This window comes from Stenotrophomonas sp. LMG 10879, from assembly GCF_002750935.1.
GTDB classification, from domain to species: Bacteria; Pseudomonadota; Gammaproteobacteria; order Xanthomonadales; family Xanthomonadaceae; genus Stenotrophomonas; species Stenotrophomonas lactitubi_B.
In genome coordinates this window covers 530,904-547,194 of the sequence record NZ_PEJT01000001.1, presented here as the reverse complement: position 1 = coordinate 547,194, position 16,291 = coordinate 530,904, and the positions used below count along the sequence as shown (strand labels likewise).

Here is a 16,291-nt window from a genome sequence, read left to right as displayed (position 1 = left end):
GCCATGGGCAGCCTGCCGAAGTTCCTGCCGATCACCGTGATCGATTCCACCCAGCCTGTTCCGGCCGAGGCCCACCAGCACCAGCATGACGGGGCAGAGCAGGGTCCGCGCTCGCTTGGGCAACCGGCACCGTGCCGGTTGTTCGTGGAGGACACGGCGATCAGCGAGGCCGACATCGCCCGCGAGATGCAACACCATCGGGCGCTGCGCCCGGAACAGTCGCGTGCCGAGGCGGCACGCGCACTGGTGGTGCGTGAACTGCTGCGATTGGAAGCACAGCGCCTGGGCCTGCTGGCGCCAGCCGGCGGCCGGGTAAGCGATGAGGAAGTGCTGATCCAGCAACTGCTGGAAGACGCAATTGAAGACCGGGTGCCGACCGACGAGGACTGCCAACGGTATTTCGAACAGAACCCGGAACGATTCCGCTCGCCGGACCGCGTGCGCCTGCGCCATATCCTGCTGGCCGCGCCGGCCGATGATGTGGCCGGGCGCCTGGAGGCGCGCACCGAGGGCGAGCGCTTGGCCAATGAACTGAAGGAAGCGCCGCACCTGTTCGCCGACTTCGCCCTGCGCCATTCGCGCTGCCCGTCGAGCAGCGAGGGCGGTGACCTGGGTTGGCTGCAGCGTGGGCAGACCACGCCGGAGTTCGATCGCCAGGTGTTCCGCCTGCGCGAGGGCCTGGCCGGCTTCCCGGTGGAATCACGCTGGGGCTACCACGTGGTCAGCATCGATGGGCGCGAGGAAGGGCAGCCGCTGCCGTTCGACGCAGTGCTGCCACAGATCCGTGACTACCTGGAGCTGCAGGTGCGCCAGCGCGAAGTGCAGGCCTACCTGTTGCAGCTGCAGGAGCGCTACCCGGTACGCGGGCTGGATGAGATCGAAGCCGAAGCCGAAATCGGCTGACCCACTCTTGAGGAAGGAGGTTGCATGAACCAGGCCCTTGCCCCCGCCAGTGCCGGGCAGCAGCAGCGTGCGCTGTGGCTGAGCACGTTCGCGTTCACCGTGTGCTTTGCGGTGTGGATGATCTTTTCCATCATCGGTATCCAGATCAGCGAGCAGCTGGGCCTGACCGACACCCAGTTCGGCCTGCTGATCGCCACCCCGGTGCTGACCGGCTCGGTCAGCCGTGTGTTCCTGGGCATCTGGTCCGACCAGTTCGGTGGCCGCAAGGTGATGGCGCTGGTGATGCTGTGCGGCGCGGTCGCCACCTGGATGCTGACCTACGCGCACACCTACCCGCAATTCCTGTTCGCCGCGTTGTGCGTGGGCATTGCCGGTGGCAATTTCTCGGTAGGCGTGGCCTACGTGTCCAAGTTCTTCCCGGCCAGCAAGCAGGGCACCGCGCTGGGCATCTTCGGTGCCGGCAACATCGGTGCGGCAGTCACCAAACTGCTGGCGCCGATGGTGATGGTGGCGGCGGGCTGGATGATGGTGGCCAAAGTGTGGGCAGTGGCACTGGCGATCACGGCGGTGCTGTTTTTCCTGTTCAGCAAGGAAGACCCCTCGCTGGAGCAGCGCCGCCGTGACGGGGTGAAGCCGGTGCCGTTCGCCGAGCAGATGGCACCGTTGAAGAATCTGCAGGTGTGGCGGTTCTCGTTGTATTACTTCTTCGTGTTCGGTGGCTTCGTGGCCCTGGCGCTGTGGCTGCCGCATTACCTGGTGGGTGCGTACGGCATGGACGTCGGCACCGCCGGCATGCTGGCCGCGTGCTATTCAATCCCGGCCAGCCTGTTCCGCGTGGTGGGCGGCTGGATGTCGGACCGGATGGGAGCGCGCCGGGTGATGTACTGGACCTTCGGTGTGTCGGCCATCTGTACGTTCCTGCTGGCCTACCCCGATACCGAGTACGTGGTGAAGGGCATCCATGGTCCGATCCACTTCCACCTGGCCATTGGCGTGGTGATGTTCACCGTGCTTGTGTTCGTGCTGGGCTTCTTCATGTCGCTGGGCAAGGCTGCGGTCTACAAGCACATCCCGGTGTATTACCCCAGGCACGTGGGGGCGGTGGGCGGCGTAGTGGGCATGATCGGTGGCCTTGGTGGCTTCATCCTGCCGATCGTGTTCGGTGCATTGAACGACGCGCTGGGTATCTGGAGCAGCTGTTTCATGCTGCTGTTCGTGGTGGTGTCCGCCGCGCTGGCATGGATGCATTTCGCCATCCGCAGGATGGAGCGTCGACACTTCCCGCAGATCGATCGCGAGACCGACCTGCCGGAGGCCATCGATGCGGCGGCGGTCGATCGTGCGCGCGGCACCTGAACGGTAGTGCCGGCCGCTGGCCGGCACCAGCAACGCAATGCGCCACGCTTGATTTCAATCAGGGCTGTGCGAAGAGGAACGCGCGAGGATGACCGTCATGAGCTTCCATGTTGATGCGAGCGAGGACACGGCGCTGCAGGCGGCATTGCTGCGGCAACCCCGCCACGTGCTGTTTCCGCCGCCCGACCAGTTCAGTGCCGGCTTCGGTGAAAGCGGCTGGCGTGCCGCCGTGCGCGCCAGCAACGAGCACCTGATTCCGCGTGGGCTGACGCTGGGTTTCCAGACCGGCCGCATGGGCCGCGACGTGCCGGCCGAACGCTATCTGGACACGTTGCTGGCCGCGTTGCGCCTGCAGGCTGATACTCTGGCCGAGGACCGTGAGGTGGTGGCGATGGTGCTGCAGCTGGGCCTTGCCGAAGCACTGCCGCCAGCGCTGCTGGGGCAGTTGCTGGATGCAGTGCCGCGGCACCTGCGCACCGTGGCCCGGCCGCAGGTGGAGGTACGGCTGGATGCCGGCAGCGCCGTGGCGCCGGCACAACTGCGCGCGGTGGGCTGCACACGGCTGAACGTGATCGATCGCGCCGATGCACCGGGCCCGGCAGTGCTGGCGCAGGCGCGCGACGCGGGCTTTACCGCGCGCTACTACCAGTTGCGTGTACCTGCGGCGGAGGATGCTGGGTTCATCGGGCGATTGCAGGCCGTGCTGGCAGATGCGCCCGAGCGCGTGCTGCTGCCGGCGCCATGCGCGCTGCCTGAGCATCCCTCATCGGAACGCTGGTTGCAGGCGTGGCGATTGCTGCGCGAGGCGGGCTATGTGGGTATCGGTGGCGACCATCATCAGCGCGGCGACCTGCCGGATCCGAACGGCCCGGGCGACGGTCAGCGTCATTGCGATCTGGCCGGCATACCGCGCCGCGATCGCAGCGATTTCATCGGCATCGGCTTGGCGGCGTGCAGCCAAGTCGGTGAGGTGTTCTACCGGACGGAGGATGACCTGGAGTGCTGGCAGGCCCGCCTGCAGGCGGGGCATGTGGGCGTGGCCGCGGGCCTGATCCTGTCCGAGCAGGAACGTCTGGCCGCCGAGGTCGCGCAGAGCATCGCCTGCGACCATGCGCTGGATGCTGCCGCCTTCGAGTGGCGCAATGATGTTCCGTTCGATGAATGCTTCGCCGAGACCCTGCCCGCACTCGCACCGCTGCTCGCGCGTGGCTGGGCGCGCTGGGACGGCCGCGTGCTTCGCCTGGCCGAGGAAGGGCGGTTGCTGTGGCGTATGATGGCCGCATGCTTCCGGCCGGCGGCCGCCATCGCTTGAGTGCTGTCCCGATGTCTTCGACTCCGCCTTCCCAGGCCAGACCCGGCCGCACCACGCCGAATCCCGCCGCCGCCGATGATGGCGATGCGCTGCATTTCTGCAGCACCTGTGCCTTCTCCGATGCGTGCATGTCGCAGGGCTATGACAAGACGGCGCTGGGCGAACTGCATGTGCTGGTTGACCACGTAGGGCCGTTCCATGCGGGCGACTACATTTTCCGCGCGGGAGAGGCTTTCGATTCCATCGCGGCGGTGCGCGCAGGCATGGTCAAGACCTTCGTCGATGACAGTCAGGGCAACGAACAGGTGCTGGGCTTTGCGCTGCCGGGCGAGGTGATCGGGCTCAACGCGATTCATGGCTCGCGCTTCCCCTGCAATGCGGTGGCTCTGGATACGGTGCACCTGTGCCGTATCTCGTTCCCCAAGTTGAGCCTGCTGGCCACCCGCATGCCGGGGCTGCAGGCAAAGCTGTTCAGCCTGCTCAGTGCGGAGATCGGCAAGGTTGCCACGCTGGCGGCCAACCACCGCACCGAAGAGCGGATGGCCGCGTTCCTTCTGGATATGTCGGCCCGTTATGCACGGCGTGGTTTTTCTGCGACCCGCTTCAACCTGACCATGGCCCGCACCGAGATCGCCAACTATCTGCGGATGGCGCCGGAGACGGCCAGTCGGGTGCTGCGGCGGTTGAGCGATGACGGCGTGATTGCGGTGAAGCAGCGCGAGATCCTGCTGTTGCAACCCGACCGGCTGGCGGCGCTGGCCGTTGCAGATGAGAACGACCCCGATTGAACCTGACCTGGGAGGCGACGATGAAGCGATGCGCAATGGTGTTTCTGGGTCTGCTGGTCACGCTGCCTGCGTGGGCCGGCAACCTGACCGTGTCGGCGGCATCCAGCCTGACCGAGAGCTTCCGCGAGCTGGGCGCCGCCTATGAGAAGGCGAACCCGGGCAGCAAGGTCGACTTCAACTTTGCTGCATCCGGCGTGCTGCTGCAGCAGATCGCGCGGGGCGCGCCGGTGGATGTGTTCGCCTCGGCTGATGAAACAACGATGGACCAGGCGGCGCAGCAGAAGCTGCTGGCAGCGGGTACGCGTGCGATCTTCGCAGTGAACGCGCTGTGGGTGGTGGTGCCGCCGCAGGCGAAGGCGCCGCCGCGCGCACTGGCCGATCTGGCGGGTGCCGGCGTGCAGCGCATTGCACTGGGCAACCCGGACAGCGTGCCGGTGGGCCGCTACGCGCAGGGTGCGCTGCAGGCCGCAAAGCTGTGGCCGGCAGTGCAGGGCAAGGTGATCAGTACGCAGAACGTGCGGCAGTCGCTGGATTACGTGGCACGGGGCGAGGTGGATGCGGGCTTTGTCTACGCTACCGACGCGCAGGCGATGCCGGATCGCGTGCGGCGCGCGTTCGACGTTCCGGTTGCCGGGCGCATCGCCTATCCGCTCGCGGTGGTGCAGGCCAGCACGCAGCCGGTGGAGGCCAAGCGCTTCGCGGCGTTCGTGCGCTCGGCGCAGGGCCAGGCGATCCTGCAGAAGCACGGGTTCGGCAAGCCCTGACGGATGGACCTGGACTGGAGCGCACTGGGATTGTCGTTGAAGGTGGCCGGCTGGGCCACCGCGATCAACCTTGTGGCAGGCGTGGCACTTGGCGCGCTGCTGGCGCGACGGCGCTTTCCCGGCCGGGAGCTGCTGGATTCGATACTGACCCTGCCGATGGTGCTGCCGCCGACGGTGCTGGGCTACTACCTGCTAGTACTGATCGGGCGCAATGGCCCGATCGGTGCCTGGCTGCAGTCGTGGTTCGGTATCAATCTGGTATTTACCTGGCAGGCGGCGGTGATCGCTGCCGCGGTAGCGTCGTTGCCGCTGGTGTTCAAGCCGGCACGCGCCGCATTCGAAGAAGTGGATGGTCAGTTGGAGCAGGCCGCACGCACGCTGGGTGTGTCCGAAGCCGCGGTGTTCTTCCGCATCACCCTGCCGCTGGCCTGGCGCGGGATTCTGGCCGGCCTGCTGCTGGCGTTCGCACGGGCGATGGGTGAGTTCGGCGCCACGCTGATGGTGGCCGGCAGCATTCCCGGCCGTACGCAGACCTTGTCGATCGCCATCTATGAAGCGGTGCAGGCGGGGCAGGATGGCAAGGCCAATGCGCTGGTGATCCTGACGTCGGTGGTATGCATCGTGATCCTGCTGCTGGCCGCACGGCTGGTGGGCGGGCGCCGCCGGGAGCTGCGCGATGTGGCTTGACCTGCAGGTACAGCGACGATTGCAGGCGTCCGGCCAGACCTTCGAACTGGACGTGGTACTGCAGTGCACGCAGCGGCAGGTGGTGCTGTTCGGGCCTTCCGGCGCCGGCAAGAGCCTGACGCTGAAAGCGGTGGCCGGCTTGCTGCGCCCGGAGCACGGACATGTGCGCCTGCACGGGCAGACGTTGTTCGATGCAGGTGCAGGGATTGACCTGCCGCCGCAGCGTCGTCGCCTGGGATATGTGTTCCAGGATTACGCGCTGTTCCCGCACCTGAGCGTGCGCCAGAATGTGGCGTTCGGGCTTGAGCGGGGTTGGTTGAATCCGCGGCGCGGTACCCGCATCGACGCGGTGGAGCAGTGGTTGCAGGCATTCCGTATCGAGCATGTGGCGGATCTGCTGCCGTCACAGGTATCCGGTGGCCAGCGCCAGCGTACGGCGTTGGCGCGTGCGCTGGTGACCCGGCCGCAGGCCTTGCTGCTGGACGAGCCGTTCGCAGCGCTCGACCACGACCTGCGCCAGCACCTGCGGCAGGAGCTGGAAACCGTGCTGGATGAAACCGGCATTCCGCTGCTGCTGATCAGCCACGATCCACAGGATGTGGCGGTGTTCGGCCAGCAGGTGGCGCGGGTAGTGGACGGGCGCATCGTCGGCGATTGACCTGTGATGGTAGTGCCGGGCCATGCCCGGCAGAGCCTGGCGCGTTGCATATTCATGCGCCGGAGCGGTGGTAGTGCCGGCCGCTGGCCGGCAACCACGGAATCCGGAGCAGCCGGCCAGCGACCGGCTCTACCCCTGGGCGAGGCGCCTCAATACAGCTCGCAGTGAGTGCGGCCCTCGCCGCGCAAGGCGTCCCAATGGCCGTCACCGCCGATCGCGTCGATGGCTGCACGCACCGCGCCTTCCAGGTGGCTCTTGTTGCCACACAGGTAGATGTGGCCGCCACGGGCCAACACATCCTGCATCTGCGCGCCCTGCTGCTGCAGCACATGCTGCACATAGACCTTCTGCGCGCCATCGCGCGAGAACGCGGTGTGCAGGCCAGCCAGTACGCCACGCGCCTGCCAGTCCTGCAGCTGCTCGCGGTACAGGAAGTCGTGCTCGCGGTGCTTCTCGCCGAACACCAGATGGACCTCGCGTGCATCGCCGGTAGCCTGCAGTTCCTGCATCAGGCCCATCAGCGGCGCGATGCCGGTACCGGTGCCGACCAGCAGCAGGGGTGCGTTGCCGCTGTCGGGCAGGTGGAAACCCGGATTGGAGCGGCAGTACACGCGGGCTGTGTCGCCGCCGTGCAGAAGGCTGCCGGTGGCAGTGCCGAATCGTTCGCGGCCACGCAGGGTGTAGCGCACTTCGCGCACGCACAGGCTCAGCTGATCGTCGTGCGGATGCGAGGCGATGGAATAGGCGCGGGGCAGGCGTGGTGACAGGAGTTCACGCAGGCGGGCCAGTGGCACGCTGTCCGGGGTGGCGTGGTCCTGCAGCACATCAAGCAGGTCCAGGCCATGCAGGTAGGCGTCCAGTTCGCGCTTCTGGCTGATCTTCAGCAGGCCCTTCAGTTCTTCGCTGCCGCCCAGCTTTGCCAGCTCGCGCAGCACGCCCTTGCTGAGCAGGCGCAGTTCACGGTCGCGCAGTGCGTCGACGGCACTGGAATCACCCAACCAGATGGCCAGTGCCTGCAGCAGTGCCGGATCGTTTTCCGGAACCAGATGCAGGGTGTCGCCGGCCCGGTAGACCATGCCGCTGCCGGCGATGTCCAGCTGCAGGTGCCAGGCCGCAGGGTCACTGTGGCTCAGGCGCCGCCGTTCGACGATGCGGGCGTTGAAGGCATTGTCTGCGCCATAGGCCGTCACCTGCAGGCGCAGATCCTGGCCTGCGGTCGCATCACCCTCCAGTACCTGACCCAGCACCGGCCGCCACTGCTGGAAGAACTGCTCGTAGCCCAGATCAGCGTCGACACGGTGCAGCAGTGGCTGCGCCTGACGCTCGCTCAGTGCTGCATCCAGTGCCTTGGTGAAACCGCAGAAGCTGGGGTAGCCGGTATCCCCCAGGCCGAACACCGCGTAGCGCAGACCGGGCAGGGCGGGCGCCTGCCGCAGCGACTCGAAGAAGCGCTCGCCATTGGCCGGCGGCTCGCCGTCGCCGAACGAGCTGGAGATGGCCAGCAGCACATCGCCGTGGCCGAGGCTGGCCACATCGATGTCATTGAACGGCAGGACCTGCGGCCCATGCGGCTGCAGGTCCGGGTCCGCGCCCAGGCGCTGGGCCAGGGCGCGGGCGTTGCCCGACTCGGAGGCGAAACCCACCAGCAGCCGGCTGATGGGCGTGCGTGTGGGGAGGGCGTTCACGCAGCCTCGTAGAAGTCGTCGAACTTTTCCTTGCTGAACTCGACCAGGTCGTAGTTCTGCATCAGGTCGTTCACCACGCGGCGGATGCTGATGTACGAGGTGATGTTGCCCTCGGCATCGAACAGCGGCTGCACGGTGGTGTCGACCACGTAGAGCACGCCGCCCTTGCCCAGGTTCGGCACGATGCCGGTCCAGGTCTTGCCGGCCTTGATGGTGTCCCACATGTCCTTGTAGACGGCCTTGGGCACGTCCGGATGGCGGACGATGCTGTGCGGCTGGCCGATCAGTTCCTCGCGCGCGAACCCGGTGAGCGTGCAGAACAGGTCGTTGGCATAGGTGATGTTGCCTTGCAGGTCGGTGGTGGAGATCACCATCACGTTCTGCATGGCGTTGAGCAGTTGGGCGTTGTCGGGGGTGTAGCTCATCGCAGGTCCTTTGGATGCCGGTGACGCCGGCGTATGGGTTCCTGCATAGAGATACGCGCCCGTGGCGGTGGGCGGATTGATATAGGTCAAGCGTGCGCCGGGAGGGGGCTGCGACCGGCTGTCGCAGGAGGGGCGAAGGGGCGGCGCTAGCGGGCGATGCCGGGGAATCCGATGCTCTGCTGGCAGTACCGCAGCAGTGCGCGCCCGTCTTTGTCATCGCGTTGCATATGATCACCGCTGAAGAATGCCTGCAACGACCGGCCGATCGCGTTGCCAGCATTTCCAGAGCGGCGTGCAGCCGCCGGCAGTAGGCTGTCAGCGCGGGGATCATGGCGGCCGGGAAGCTGTTCGCGCCGAAGCTCACCTTCAATCGCCAGCAGCGCACATGCCCCGGCGAGGTATGCCTCCGGTTCCCGGTGCGCGCCCCATCGACGCTGGCCTGCCATCGCGGTGGCGATATGGTGGAATTCGTGCGCGGTGGTGGAGATCACGCGCTCGCGCAGTGCATCGGCATCGTCGCCGGCGGGAAACCAGAACGCCACCACCAGTTCTGGTCGTGCCGGCCTGGCGGGCTGTTGCCAGATGCCGCCACCGTCGCTGACGATCGTGACCTGATAGCGGACCGGTGTTTGAGTCAGGTTGACTGATTGCAGGGCTAGTCCGGCAGCCCGTGCGGCACCTGCACATAGCTGTTCGATCTGTTCGAAAGAAGGAGCCTGCACAGCCGATCTTATCTGGACTGCTACCGGGCCAGTCGCGCAGTCCAACGATTGCGTGAACTCTTCTGCGTTTTCCGAGCCTGGCAATACCGACAGTGTCGCAACCTGCAAGTCAGAGCCCCTACCTGACAGGACTGTTGCGAAGGCGCCATCTACGCTGACGAGGTCACGCTGTGGTACACGAACGGACTGGCAGGCACTGATTGAAAAGGCGAGAGCAGCCAGCCCGGCTCCACCGGCAAACCGCCGGCGGGTTGCGGTGAAGCCAGGCCGGCTATCTTGCATCAGGGAGTCATGCCGCATTGGTAGGGAGAGGGATACTTTGTGCAGACTTGGAAGTCAGAAACTGAGGCTGCCTTGGTTGCTCCCTGATATCTTGATGAAGCCGCAATCGTGTTCGGTCCTGGAACAGCGCCAACGTCAAAAGCTGCAAGGTCGTATCTCAGCTCGTCCGCTGTCCCGGCTGCACCGGCGGCCCAAGCATTCACCGCATCTGGATTGCTCAACGTCAGTGAGTTCCCACTTCTTTGCCAGTGGAACTGTCGGGCCGCGGTAGCTGCACCTAGTCGACTATCAAAGAGCAGAAGGGTAACTAGACCATTGGCGGGAAAAGCGACAGATGAGCCTGATATGTCAATGTCGAATTGCGCTGCGTCTGGAATTTCGGAAGTCGAGGATTTCAGAAGGCGCTCGTACCAAGGAATGCTCGAGCGTTCGCCACCTCCGATCTTTCCTCCGATCTTTCCCTCAATGCGACATTTCTTCGTTTCTTCGCAGGATGCGCTGACTTGCCACTCGACGGGGCCGCATCCTGCCGTGCCAACTGCAATTCCAACCGTTGCCACGATCATTCGCAGATTCTGCATCGGTATTCTCCGCTTATCTATTCGTCTATTCGAAGGGGCCGACCAGCTCAAGCTCCTGCATCGGCCAACCATCCATAGCGACACGCGTAGAGTTGGGCAATCAGAATCGTTGAAAAATCTTAGAGTTGCGATACCTGCACAGCAAAACGCGCAATTTGAGTGGGTGCGCGCTGCGCGCATGACGCCATTGCAAACAGACGACGACGGTCCTCTGCCGCTCACCCCATCACATACCGCAGCACCCCCGCCGATACCACGCCGATCAGCACCGTCGGCAGCATCGACAGCCGCGTGGCCGCAATCAGGGTGATTGCCAGCGCGGCCAGATCGGCCGGCTTGTCGGCCACGAAGTCCGGGGCGATCACCGAGATCAGCACGCAGCCCGGGGCGGCTTCCATCACCGTTACCGCGCGCTTGCTCAGGGTGCGGTTGCGCAGCGCGAGAAAACCGATGATGCGGGTGAGATAGGTGGCGGCGGCCATCAGGATGATGGTCAGCACCGAGGTCCAGTGGATCAGGCCGTTGAAGATCATGCCGCGTCCTCCGCCAGCAGCCAGGCGGCGGCGAGGCCGGCCAGCGCGCCGCTGGCCACGTACCAGGCGCCGGGCACCAGCAGGTAGGTGCCCGCTGCCACCACCAGGCTGACCAGCCATGGCCGGGCGGCGCGCATGCCTTGCCACATGCCACGCAACAGCACCAGGAACACGGCGGGGAAGGCCATGTCGAAGCCGTAGGCATGGATGTCGCCAAGCAGCGGGCCGACGATCGCGCCCAGCGCGGTGCACAGCACCCACACGGTGTACAGGCCGGCCGACACGCCGAGGTAGTAGGCCAGGCTGAAGCCCAGTGCGCGACGGCGCGCATCGGCCACGCCCAGTGCCCAGCTTTCATCGCACATGAAGAACAGCGCCGGCAGCACGCGACGGCGCGGCAGGTGCTGCAGCAACGGTGCCAGGCTGGCGCCCATCAACAGGTGGCGGCTGTTGACCAGCGCGGTGATCGCCACGATCAGCGCGATGTGCGGCGGCGAGGTCCACAGTTCGACCGCGGCGAATTCAGACCCGCCAGCGAAGTTGAGGCCGGTCATCAGCGGCACTTCCAGCGCCGACAGGCCCTTCTGGGCGGCCTGGGCGCCGAGCACCAGGGCAAAGGGAATGAAGCCGATCATCACCGGTATGGCGGCGCGCAGGCCGCGCATGAACTCGGCGCGTGGTGCGGTGTCGCAGGCGGGATCAGGCAAGGGCAGGGTGGTTCGGGCGTCCATGGATCAACAACGAGTGGGGGTGATCCATGCTAACGGTCCGATCGCGAAATCGGGTTGCGTTGATGCCATTGGTTCGGCCGAATGTGCAATATCATGCGGTGATTTGGTCAAGGAGTGGAATTTCATGCAGTACCAGCTCGACAACCTGGATCGTCGCATCCTTGACGCCCTGCAACGCGACGGTCGCCTGCAGAATCTGGAGCTGTCCCGCCAGGTGGGGCTCTCGCCGTCTGCCTGCCTGCGCCGGGTTCGTCTGCTGGAAGAGGGCGGTTACATCGATCGCTACGTGGCCCTGCTGAATGCGGCCAGGATCGGACGGGGCTTCACCGTGTTCGTCCGTGTCTGGCTGCGCGGTCAGGACGAAGACACCACCAATCACTTCATCAACAGCATCAAGTCCTTCCCGGAAGTGCTTGAATGCCATCTGATGGCTGGCGACTGTGACTTCCTGCTGCGGGTGGCGGTGGCCGACCTGGATGCGTACCGGCAGTTCCAGATCCAGCACCTCAACCGCATCGCCGGGGTGCAGAACACCAAGACCGAAATCCCGATGCAGCGGATCAAGCAGACCACTGAACTGCCGGTCTGAGCCGACCCGGCGCGTCCCCTGCGCGCCGCCGTCATCGCAATGACACGTGACGCCGCTACGGTGTGACCCGCTTGCCGGCCGTGTGCAGGCCGACCCACCTGGTCGTGCCGCGCTCCGCCGCTGCAGCTGATGTCGCTGCCGAGGGTCATGTGTTCTACGTCAGGGGGCTGAATGGACAGCATGCGATCAGACGTTGGAGGGTGGCCGCCGCCGCCGGGTTGCTGTTCGCCTTCGCTGCTGCCGCACAGGACGACATCCGTTCCTATGACATTCCCGCGCAACCGCTGGAACAGGCGGTCGAGCGCTTCAGTGTCGTCAGCGGGTGGTCGGTGATGTATCCCGGCGATCTCGGTACGGGCCGCAGCAGCCATCCGCTGCAGGCCAGCCTGCCACCCCTGCAGGCGCTGCAGGTGGTGCTGCAGGACACGGGCGTCGAGGCCGAGCTGATCGGTGCACAGCGTGTGGTCCTGCGCCGCGGTGCACACGCGGGCACCGAATCCTCCCCGACCGATGTGGCCGCCGACCTCGGGCAGCGTCGCCGCTTCGGCGACCTGCAGCAACGGCTGCGCACCGCTTTCTGTGACGACCCTGAGCTGGCGCCGGGCGCCTATGCGGCGACGCTGCGCTTCCGCATTGCCAACGATGGCCAGGTGCAGGGACCCGAACTGCTTGCCGGCAGCGGCAGCACACGCCGCGATGCGCGCCTTCTGCAGGCGATGCAGGCCCTGCGGCTGGGCGCCGATGCTGCCGCGCTGCCGCAGCCGGTGACTCTGCAGATCCGTCCTTCCAGCGCGGGCCACGACTGTGGCCGGCGCCCGCCCCAACCATGACGTCAAGGAATCGAACATGAGCAACAGCACGGCTGGGGCGGTAGACCTGATGGACCATCTGCTGGGCGCCTACGACGAACTGAAGCGCCGGCTGGTGCGCAAGCTGGGCTCGGAAGAGCTGGCCGGCGACGCGCTGCAGGACACCTGGATGCGCCTGAGCACGCGCCGACACCGCCTGGACCCGGTGCAGAACCCCGCGGCGTATCTGCTGCGCATGGCGATGAACACCGTGATCGACCGCCAGCGCGCCGACCATCGCCTGCTGAGCCTGGAAGAAGTGGATACGTTGATGGACATGGCCGATCCCGGCCCGGGGCCGGCACAGGCGGCCGAGCAGGAAATGGCGCTGGAAGACATGGTCGGCCTGCTGCAGCGGATGCCCGAGCGCCGCCGCCGGATATTGCTGGCGATCCGCGTGGACGGCCTGCAGCAGCGCGATGTGGCCGAGCATCTGGGCGTGTCGCTGCGGCTGGTGCAGCGTGAGCTGAAAGCCGCACAGGATTACCTGGCCGAACGCAGCGGGCAGGGGCGGCAGGTGCGGTTCTGAGGCACGGCATCCGTCTACACTTTGACGCCGAGCAGAACCCCGCAGCGTGCGGGGACGGCAAGAGCCCTCATGGACGCTGACGATCAACCGCACCGCCCGCTCGACGCCGTGGAGCGCCAGGCCCACGCGTGGGTGGTGCGGTTGACCTCGGGCGAGGCCACGGCGGCCGATGGCAGGAAATTCCGCCAATGGTGCGAGGCCGATCCCGGCCATCGGCAGGCCTTTGCCCGCGCGAAGCGGCAATGGGAACAGGTACGCCTGGCCGGCGAGCAGCTGCCTGCCGCCGCACGCCAGCCGCAGGCGGCAACCCCGGCGCAACGCTGGAGCCGGCGCGCATTCCTGGGGGCGGCGGTGGCGGCACCTGCGAGCTTGGCCGTGGTGGCTGCGCTGCACCCGCCGTTGGGCCTGTGGCCTTCGGTGACGGCGATGACGGCCGATTTCCATACCGGTACCGGCGAGCGGCTGATGATTGCGCCGACGCCACATCTGAAGATCGAACTGGATACGCAGAGCAGCCTGCGCCGGCGCAGCGACGCGCAGGGTGAGGGCTTCGAGCTGGTGCAGGGACAGGCGGCGATCGACGCCGCAGCGGGGACGCGCCTGGCACTGTTCGCCGGGCCGGGCTGTCTTGTTGCCGACGAGGGCGCAGCACGCCTGGATGTGCGCAACACCGACGGCCAGGTGCGTGTGACCTGCCTGCGCGGCAGCGTTCGCATCGAGCATCCGCAGGGTCGCCTGCAGCTGCAGGCCGGCCAGCAGACGGTGTATGACGAGCGCCTCAGCGGCGTGGTGGCCGAAGCGGTGGCGGCCGAAGTGAGCGCGTGGACCGAAGGCATGCTGGTGTTCCGCCGCGCGCCGCTGCGTGAGGTGGTGGCCGAGATCAACCGCTACCGGCGCGGCAAGGTGCTGCTGGGCGAATCGGCACTGGCGCGCGCCCCGGTCAGCGGCCGCTTCCGCATCGATGATCCGGATGCTGCGCTGGAGCAGCTCGGGCAGACGATGTCGCTCGGCCTGCGTCGCTTTCCCGGTGGAATTGCCGTCTTGGGGTAAGACCCTGGCTGCGCGCGACGCGCACGGCCGCTGCATGCATGGAGAGGCCAAGGATGCGCAACGAGACCATCGGTGTGTTGGATCTGCGCCGGAATCTGTCGGCGCTGCTGGAAACCACCCAGCGCCGACCCTTGATGGTGCACCGCTACGGCGCGCCGTGGGTCTGCGTGGTGTCCGATGCGCAGTGGCGACAGCAGGCGGTGCTGCTGGAATTCGAGCCGCAGGACCATCCGCTGGCGATGCTGTTGCGGTTGCAGCGGCAGGCGCTGCCGCTTTCGGAATCGGGAACGTTGCCTGCCGCTGCACTGGCGCGCGCGCTGCTGCTGATGGCCATGCATGGCATCGAGAGTCTTGCGGCCCTTCACGATCACGTGCGCTACCACCGGTTGTGGCACTGGTTCGTGGCCGCCAGCGATGCGCAGATGGAGGGATGGCAGCTGCCGTTGCTGCAGGCCTCGATGGCGGCACTGTTGGATGACCCGGATGCGATGCACGCACTGGCCGCATTCGCACAGCGCAGCGACGTTGCCGTGCTGGCCCGGCGCTGTGGCGGCGATGCTCCGCGCCTGGACCTGGAAGCCTGCAGGCGGATGACGCTGCGGTGACACTCCCGCGATGCTGCCACGCACTGCTCAACATCGCATTCGTGCTGTCGCTTCGGCTGCCTTGCTGACGTCTTCTGCAGAGTACGACGCTCCCGCGTCGCGGAGCGCAGGCGACGCCGATGACCGACAGTCGCAGGATCAGCATGCTGGAGCTGGATCGCCACCTGAGCCAGTCGCTGGAGCAGGCACGGCATGCACCCGTGAATGTGCAGCGCTACGGACAGCCGTGGGTGTGGATGCTGTCCAGCAATGCCTGGGCCGACGCCGCAAGGTGGTCAGCGTTGGATGCCAGCGGCCATCCGTTGATGCTGCTGCGGCAGGCGCTGGACGCGCGCCTGCAGCTGTGGCCGGAATCGGCATTGGCCACGCTGGCACAGGAGTGCGGGGAGGTGCGCATGGTGCAGCGTGCGGTGTTGCTGGTCGCGCTGCGAGCGCCTGCGAGCGTGCAACGCCTGCACGACGATCTTCGCTATCACCAGGTGTATCGGCAGTTCATCGGCTTCGACCATGGCATGGCCTGGTCGCCTCTGCAGTGCATGCGCCTGCTGCAGGCGTGCGCCACGCCTCTGCTGCAGCACTGCGTGGACGACACGCTTGCGCGTGTTCCTTCGTCGCTGCTGGATGCCGCCTGCATGGCGAACGCACGTCGCGTGGGTGATCGGCTGCAGGAACAGCGGATTTCCGCAGGATATTTATCGTACTGACACATGCGCCGCTGACCATGGGGCAGCGGTCTCTTCCAGGATGATGAGGGCGGAACAATGGCAACGCAGATGGGTGGTCGCAGGGCTCGGCAGCAGGGCTTCAGCCTGATCGAGATCATGGTGGTGGTGGTCATCATCGGCATTCTGGCTGCGCTGATCGTGCCCCGGCTGATGGATCGCCCCGACCAGGCCCGCGTGGTGGCGGCACGCCAGGACATCGCCGCGCTGATGCAGGCGATGAAGCTGTACCGGTTGGACAATGGTCGTTACCCCAATGCCCAGCAGGGGCTGCAGGCGCTGCTGAAGCCACCGCAGGGCAGTGCTGCGATGCCGGTCACGCCGTATCTCGACCGCCTGCCGGATGACCCGTGGGGGCACCCCTACCAGTACCAGAACCCCGGCACGCACGGCGATATCGACGTGTTCTCACTGGGGGCCGACAGCAAGCCCGGCGGTGAGGCCGGCAACGCGGACATCGGCTCCTGGCAGTTGTGAGGCCAGACGATGGCACGTCGGAACATTCCAGGTTCGTGTGCCCG

The 16,291-nt window shown here is 66.4% G+C and carries 20 protein-coding genes; 14 read left to right on the top strand and 6 right to left on the bottom strand.

Going from position 1 to position 16,291, the window contains the following annotated elements; all coding sequences use genetic code 11:
* The first annotated feature begins 3 nt into the window (after window positions 1-3).
* The 7 genes from CR919_RS02305 (at window position 4) to CR919_RS02275 (ending at window position 6,468) form a co-directional block, all read left to right on the top strand.
* Window positions 4-903, top strand: coding sequence for a peptidylprolyl isomerase (locus tag CR919_RS02305; protein WP_099818662.1), 900 nt, complete (start codon window positions 4-6; stop codon window positions 901-903).
* A 24-nt stretch (window positions 904-927) separates the two neighbouring features.
* Window positions 928-2,259, top strand: coding sequence for a nitrate/nitrite transporter (locus tag CR919_RS02300; protein WP_089235842.1), 1,332 nt, complete (start codon window positions 928-930; stop codon window positions 2,257-2,259).
* A gap of 97 nt (window positions 2,260-2,356) precedes the next feature.
* Entirely contained in the window at window positions 2,357-3,571 is a 1,215-nt protein-coding gene (locus tag CR919_RS02295) for a coproporphyrinogen III oxidase (RefSeq protein ID WP_099818787.1), read from the top strand.
* Window positions 3,572-3,582: 11 nt separating this feature from the next.
* A complete protein-coding gene (locus tag CR919_RS02290; protein WP_089235841.1) occupies window positions 3,583-4,359 on the top strand; it encodes a helix-turn-helix domain-containing protein in 777 nt (258 codons plus the stop codon).
* A 20-nt stretch (window positions 4,360-4,379) separates the two neighbouring features.
* Window positions 4,380-5,123 (top strand): molybdate ABC transporter substrate-binding protein, encoded by a 744-nt coding sequence (modA, locus tag CR919_RS02285; protein ID WP_099818661.1) that lies wholly within the window; start codon window positions 4,380-4,382, stop codon window positions 5,121-5,123.
* A gap of 3 nt (window positions 5,124-5,126) precedes the next feature.
* Window positions 5,127-5,810, top strand: coding sequence for a molybdate ABC transporter permease subunit (gene modB, locus CR919_RS02280; protein WP_089235839.1), 684 nt, complete (start codon window positions 5,127-5,129; stop codon window positions 5,808-5,810).
* A complete protein-coding gene (locus CR919_RS02275; protein WP_099818660.1) occupies window positions 5,800-6,468 on the top strand; it encodes an ATP-binding cassette domain-containing protein in 669 nt (222 codons plus the stop codon). Before modB ends, CR919_RS02275 begins: the two co-directional genes overlap by 11 nt.
* Before the next feature lie 149 nt (window positions 6,469-6,617).
* Here CR919_RS02275 and CR919_RS02270 read toward each other — a convergent pair whose 3' ends face one another.
* From CR919_RS02270 to CR919_RS02250, 6 genes are all read right to left on the bottom strand, one after another.
* The gene (locus tag CR919_RS02270; RefSeq protein ID WP_099818659.1) at window positions 6,618-8,153 is read right to left on the bottom strand and encodes a sulfite reductase flavoprotein subunit alpha; all 1,536 of its coding nucleotides are present in this window, start codon (window positions 8,151-8,153) and stop codon (window positions 6,618-6,620) included.
* Window positions 8,150-8,578: a PAS sensor domain-containing protein gene (locus CR919_RS02265; RefSeq protein ID WP_032128130.1), complete on the bottom strand. Its 429-nt coding sequence runs from the start codon at window positions 8,576-8,578 to the stop codon at window positions 8,150-8,152. The genes CR919_RS02270 and CR919_RS02265 overlap by 4 nt, the downstream gene beginning before the upstream one ends.
* Window positions 8,579-8,724: 146 nt before the next feature.
* Window positions 8,725-9,408, bottom strand: coding sequence for a hypothetical protein (locus CR919_RS21000; protein WP_133119582.1), 684 nt, complete (start codon window positions 9,406-9,408; stop codon window positions 8,725-8,727).
* Window positions 9,409-9,581: 173 nt separating this feature from the next.
* A complete protein-coding gene (locus CR919_RS20995) occupies window positions 9,582-10,163 on the bottom strand; it encodes a hypothetical protein (RefSeq protein ID WP_133119581.1) in 582 nt (193 codons plus the stop codon).
* 218 nt (window positions 10,164-10,381) lie between these two features.
* Window positions 10,382-10,696, bottom strand: a complete 315-nt coding sequence (locus CR919_RS02255; RefSeq protein ID WP_099818656.1) for an AzlD family protein — start codon at window positions 10,694-10,696, stop codon at window positions 10,382-10,384.
* Window positions 10,693-11,427 (bottom strand): AzlC family ABC transporter permease, encoded by a 735-nt coding sequence (locus tag CR919_RS02250; RefSeq protein WP_099818655.1) that lies wholly within the window; start codon window positions 11,425-11,427, stop codon window positions 10,693-10,695. The genes CR919_RS02255 and CR919_RS02250 overlap by 4 nt, the downstream gene beginning before the upstream one ends.
* 124 nt (window positions 11,428-11,551) lie before the next feature.
* On the opposite strand from CR919_RS02250, the gene CR919_RS02245 reads away from it, so the two are divergent.
* The 7 genes from CR919_RS02245 (at window position 11,552) to gspG (ending at window position 16,247) form a co-directional block, all read left to right on the top strand.
* Window positions 11,552-12,016 (top strand): Lrp/AsnC family transcriptional regulator, encoded by a 465-nt coding sequence (locus CR919_RS02245; RefSeq protein ID WP_025874361.1) that lies wholly within the window; start codon window positions 11,552-11,554, stop codon window positions 12,014-12,016.
* A 149-nt stretch (window positions 12,017-12,165) separates the two neighbouring features.
* Window positions 12,166-12,846 carry a TonB-dependent receptor gene (locus tag CR919_RS02240; RefSeq protein ID WP_099818786.1) on the top strand — a complete coding sequence of 227 codons (681 nt, stop codon included), beginning with the start codon at window positions 12,166-12,168 and terminating at the stop codon, window positions 12,844-12,846.
* Between the two features lie 16 nt (window positions 12,847-12,862).
* Window positions 12,863-13,393, top strand: coding sequence for a sigma-70 family RNA polymerase sigma factor (locus tag CR919_RS02235; RefSeq protein WP_089237960.1), 531 nt, complete (start codon window positions 12,863-12,865; stop codon window positions 13,391-13,393).
* Between the two features lie 69 nt (window positions 13,394-13,462).
* Window positions 13,463-14,443 carry a DUF4880 domain-containing protein gene (locus tag CR919_RS02230; RefSeq protein ID WP_099818654.1) on the top strand — a complete coding sequence of 327 codons (981 nt, stop codon included), beginning with the start codon at window positions 13,463-13,465 and terminating at the stop codon, window positions 14,441-14,443.
* A gap of 53 nt (window positions 14,444-14,496) precedes the next feature.
* Window positions 14,497-15,048 (top strand): hypothetical protein, encoded by a 552-nt coding sequence (locus tag CR919_RS02225; RefSeq protein ID WP_099818653.1) that lies wholly within the window; start codon window positions 14,497-14,499, stop codon window positions 15,046-15,048.
* Between the two features lie 119 nt (window positions 15,049-15,167).
* A complete protein-coding gene (locus tag CR919_RS02220) occupies window positions 15,168-15,752 on the top strand; it encodes a hypothetical protein (protein ID WP_099818652.1) in 585 nt (194 codons plus the stop codon).
* Window positions 15,753-15,809: 57 nt separating this feature from the next.
* Window positions 15,810-16,247, top strand: coding sequence for a type II secretion system major pseudopilin GspG (gene gspG, locus CR919_RS02215; protein WP_099818650.1), 438 nt, complete (start codon window positions 15,810-15,812; stop codon window positions 16,245-16,247).
* The last annotated feature ends 44 nt before the right edge of the window (window positions 16,248-16,291 follow it).

What these genes read in the sequence shown, in the direction of transcription:
- CR919_RS02305 (WP_099818662.1), top strand. Translation starts at nt 4, where the DNA reads ATGGGCAGCCTGCCGAAGTTCCTGCCGATCACCGTGATCGATTCCACC.
- CR919_RS02300 (WP_089235842.1), top strand. Translation starts at nt 928, where the DNA reads ATGAACCAGGCCCTTGCCCCCGCCAGTGCCGGGCAGCAGCAGCGTGCG.
- CR919_RS02295 (WP_099818787.1), top strand. Translation starts at nt 2,357, where the DNA reads ATGAGCTTCCATGTTGATGCGAGCGAGGACACGGCGCTGCAGGCGGCA.
- CR919_RS02290 (WP_089235841.1), top strand. Translation starts at nt 3,583, where the DNA reads ATGTCTTCGACTCCGCCTTCCCAGGCCAGACCCGGCCGCACCACGCCG.
- modA (WP_099818661.1), top strand. Translation starts at nt 4,380, where the DNA reads ATGAAGCGATGCGCAATGGTGTTTCTGGGTCTGCTGGTCACGCTGCCT.
- modB (WP_089235839.1), top strand. Translation starts at nt 5,127, where the DNA reads ATGGACCTGGACTGGAGCGCACTGGGATTGTCGTTGAAGGTGGCCGGC.
- CR919_RS02275 (WP_099818660.1), top strand. Translation starts at nt 5,800, where the DNA reads ATGTGGCTTGACCTGCAGGTACAGCGACGATTGCAGGCGTCCGGCCAG.
- CR919_RS02265 (WP_032128130.1), bottom strand. Translation starts at nt 8,578, where the DNA reads ATGAGCTACACCCCCGACAACGCCCAACTGCTCAACGCCATGCAGAAC.
- CR919_RS20995 (WP_133119581.1), bottom strand. Translation starts at nt 10,163, where the DNA reads ATGCAGAATCTGCGAATGATCGTGGCAACGGTTGGAATTGCAGTTGGC.
- CR919_RS02255 (WP_099818656.1), bottom strand. Translation starts at nt 10,696, where the DNA reads ATGATCTTCAACGGCCTGATCCACTGGACCTCGGTGCTGACCATCATC.
- CR919_RS02250 (WP_099818655.1), bottom strand. Translation starts at nt 11,427, where the DNA reads ATGGACGCCCGAACCACCCTGCCCTTGCCTGATCCCGCCTGCGACACC.
- CR919_RS02245 (WP_025874361.1), top strand. Translation starts at nt 11,552, where the DNA reads ATGCAGTACCAGCTCGACAACCTGGATCGTCGCATCCTTGACGCCCTG.
- CR919_RS02235 (WP_089237960.1), top strand. Translation starts at nt 12,863, where the DNA reads ATGAGCAACAGCACGGCTGGGGCGGTAGACCTGATGGACCATCTGCTG.
- CR919_RS02230 (WP_099818654.1), top strand. Translation starts at nt 13,463, where the DNA reads ATGGACGCTGACGATCAACCGCACCGCCCGCTCGACGCCGTGGAGCGC.
- CR919_RS02225 (WP_099818653.1), top strand. Translation starts at nt 14,497, where the DNA reads ATGCGCAACGAGACCATCGGTGTGTTGGATCTGCGCCGGAATCTGTCG.
- CR919_RS02220 (WP_099818652.1), top strand. Translation starts at nt 15,168, where the DNA reads ATGACCGACAGTCGCAGGATCAGCATGCTGGAGCTGGATCGCCACCTG.
- gspG (WP_099818650.1), top strand. Translation starts at nt 15,810, where the DNA reads ATGGCAACGCAGATGGGTGGTCGCAGGGCTCGGCAGCAGGGCTTCAGC.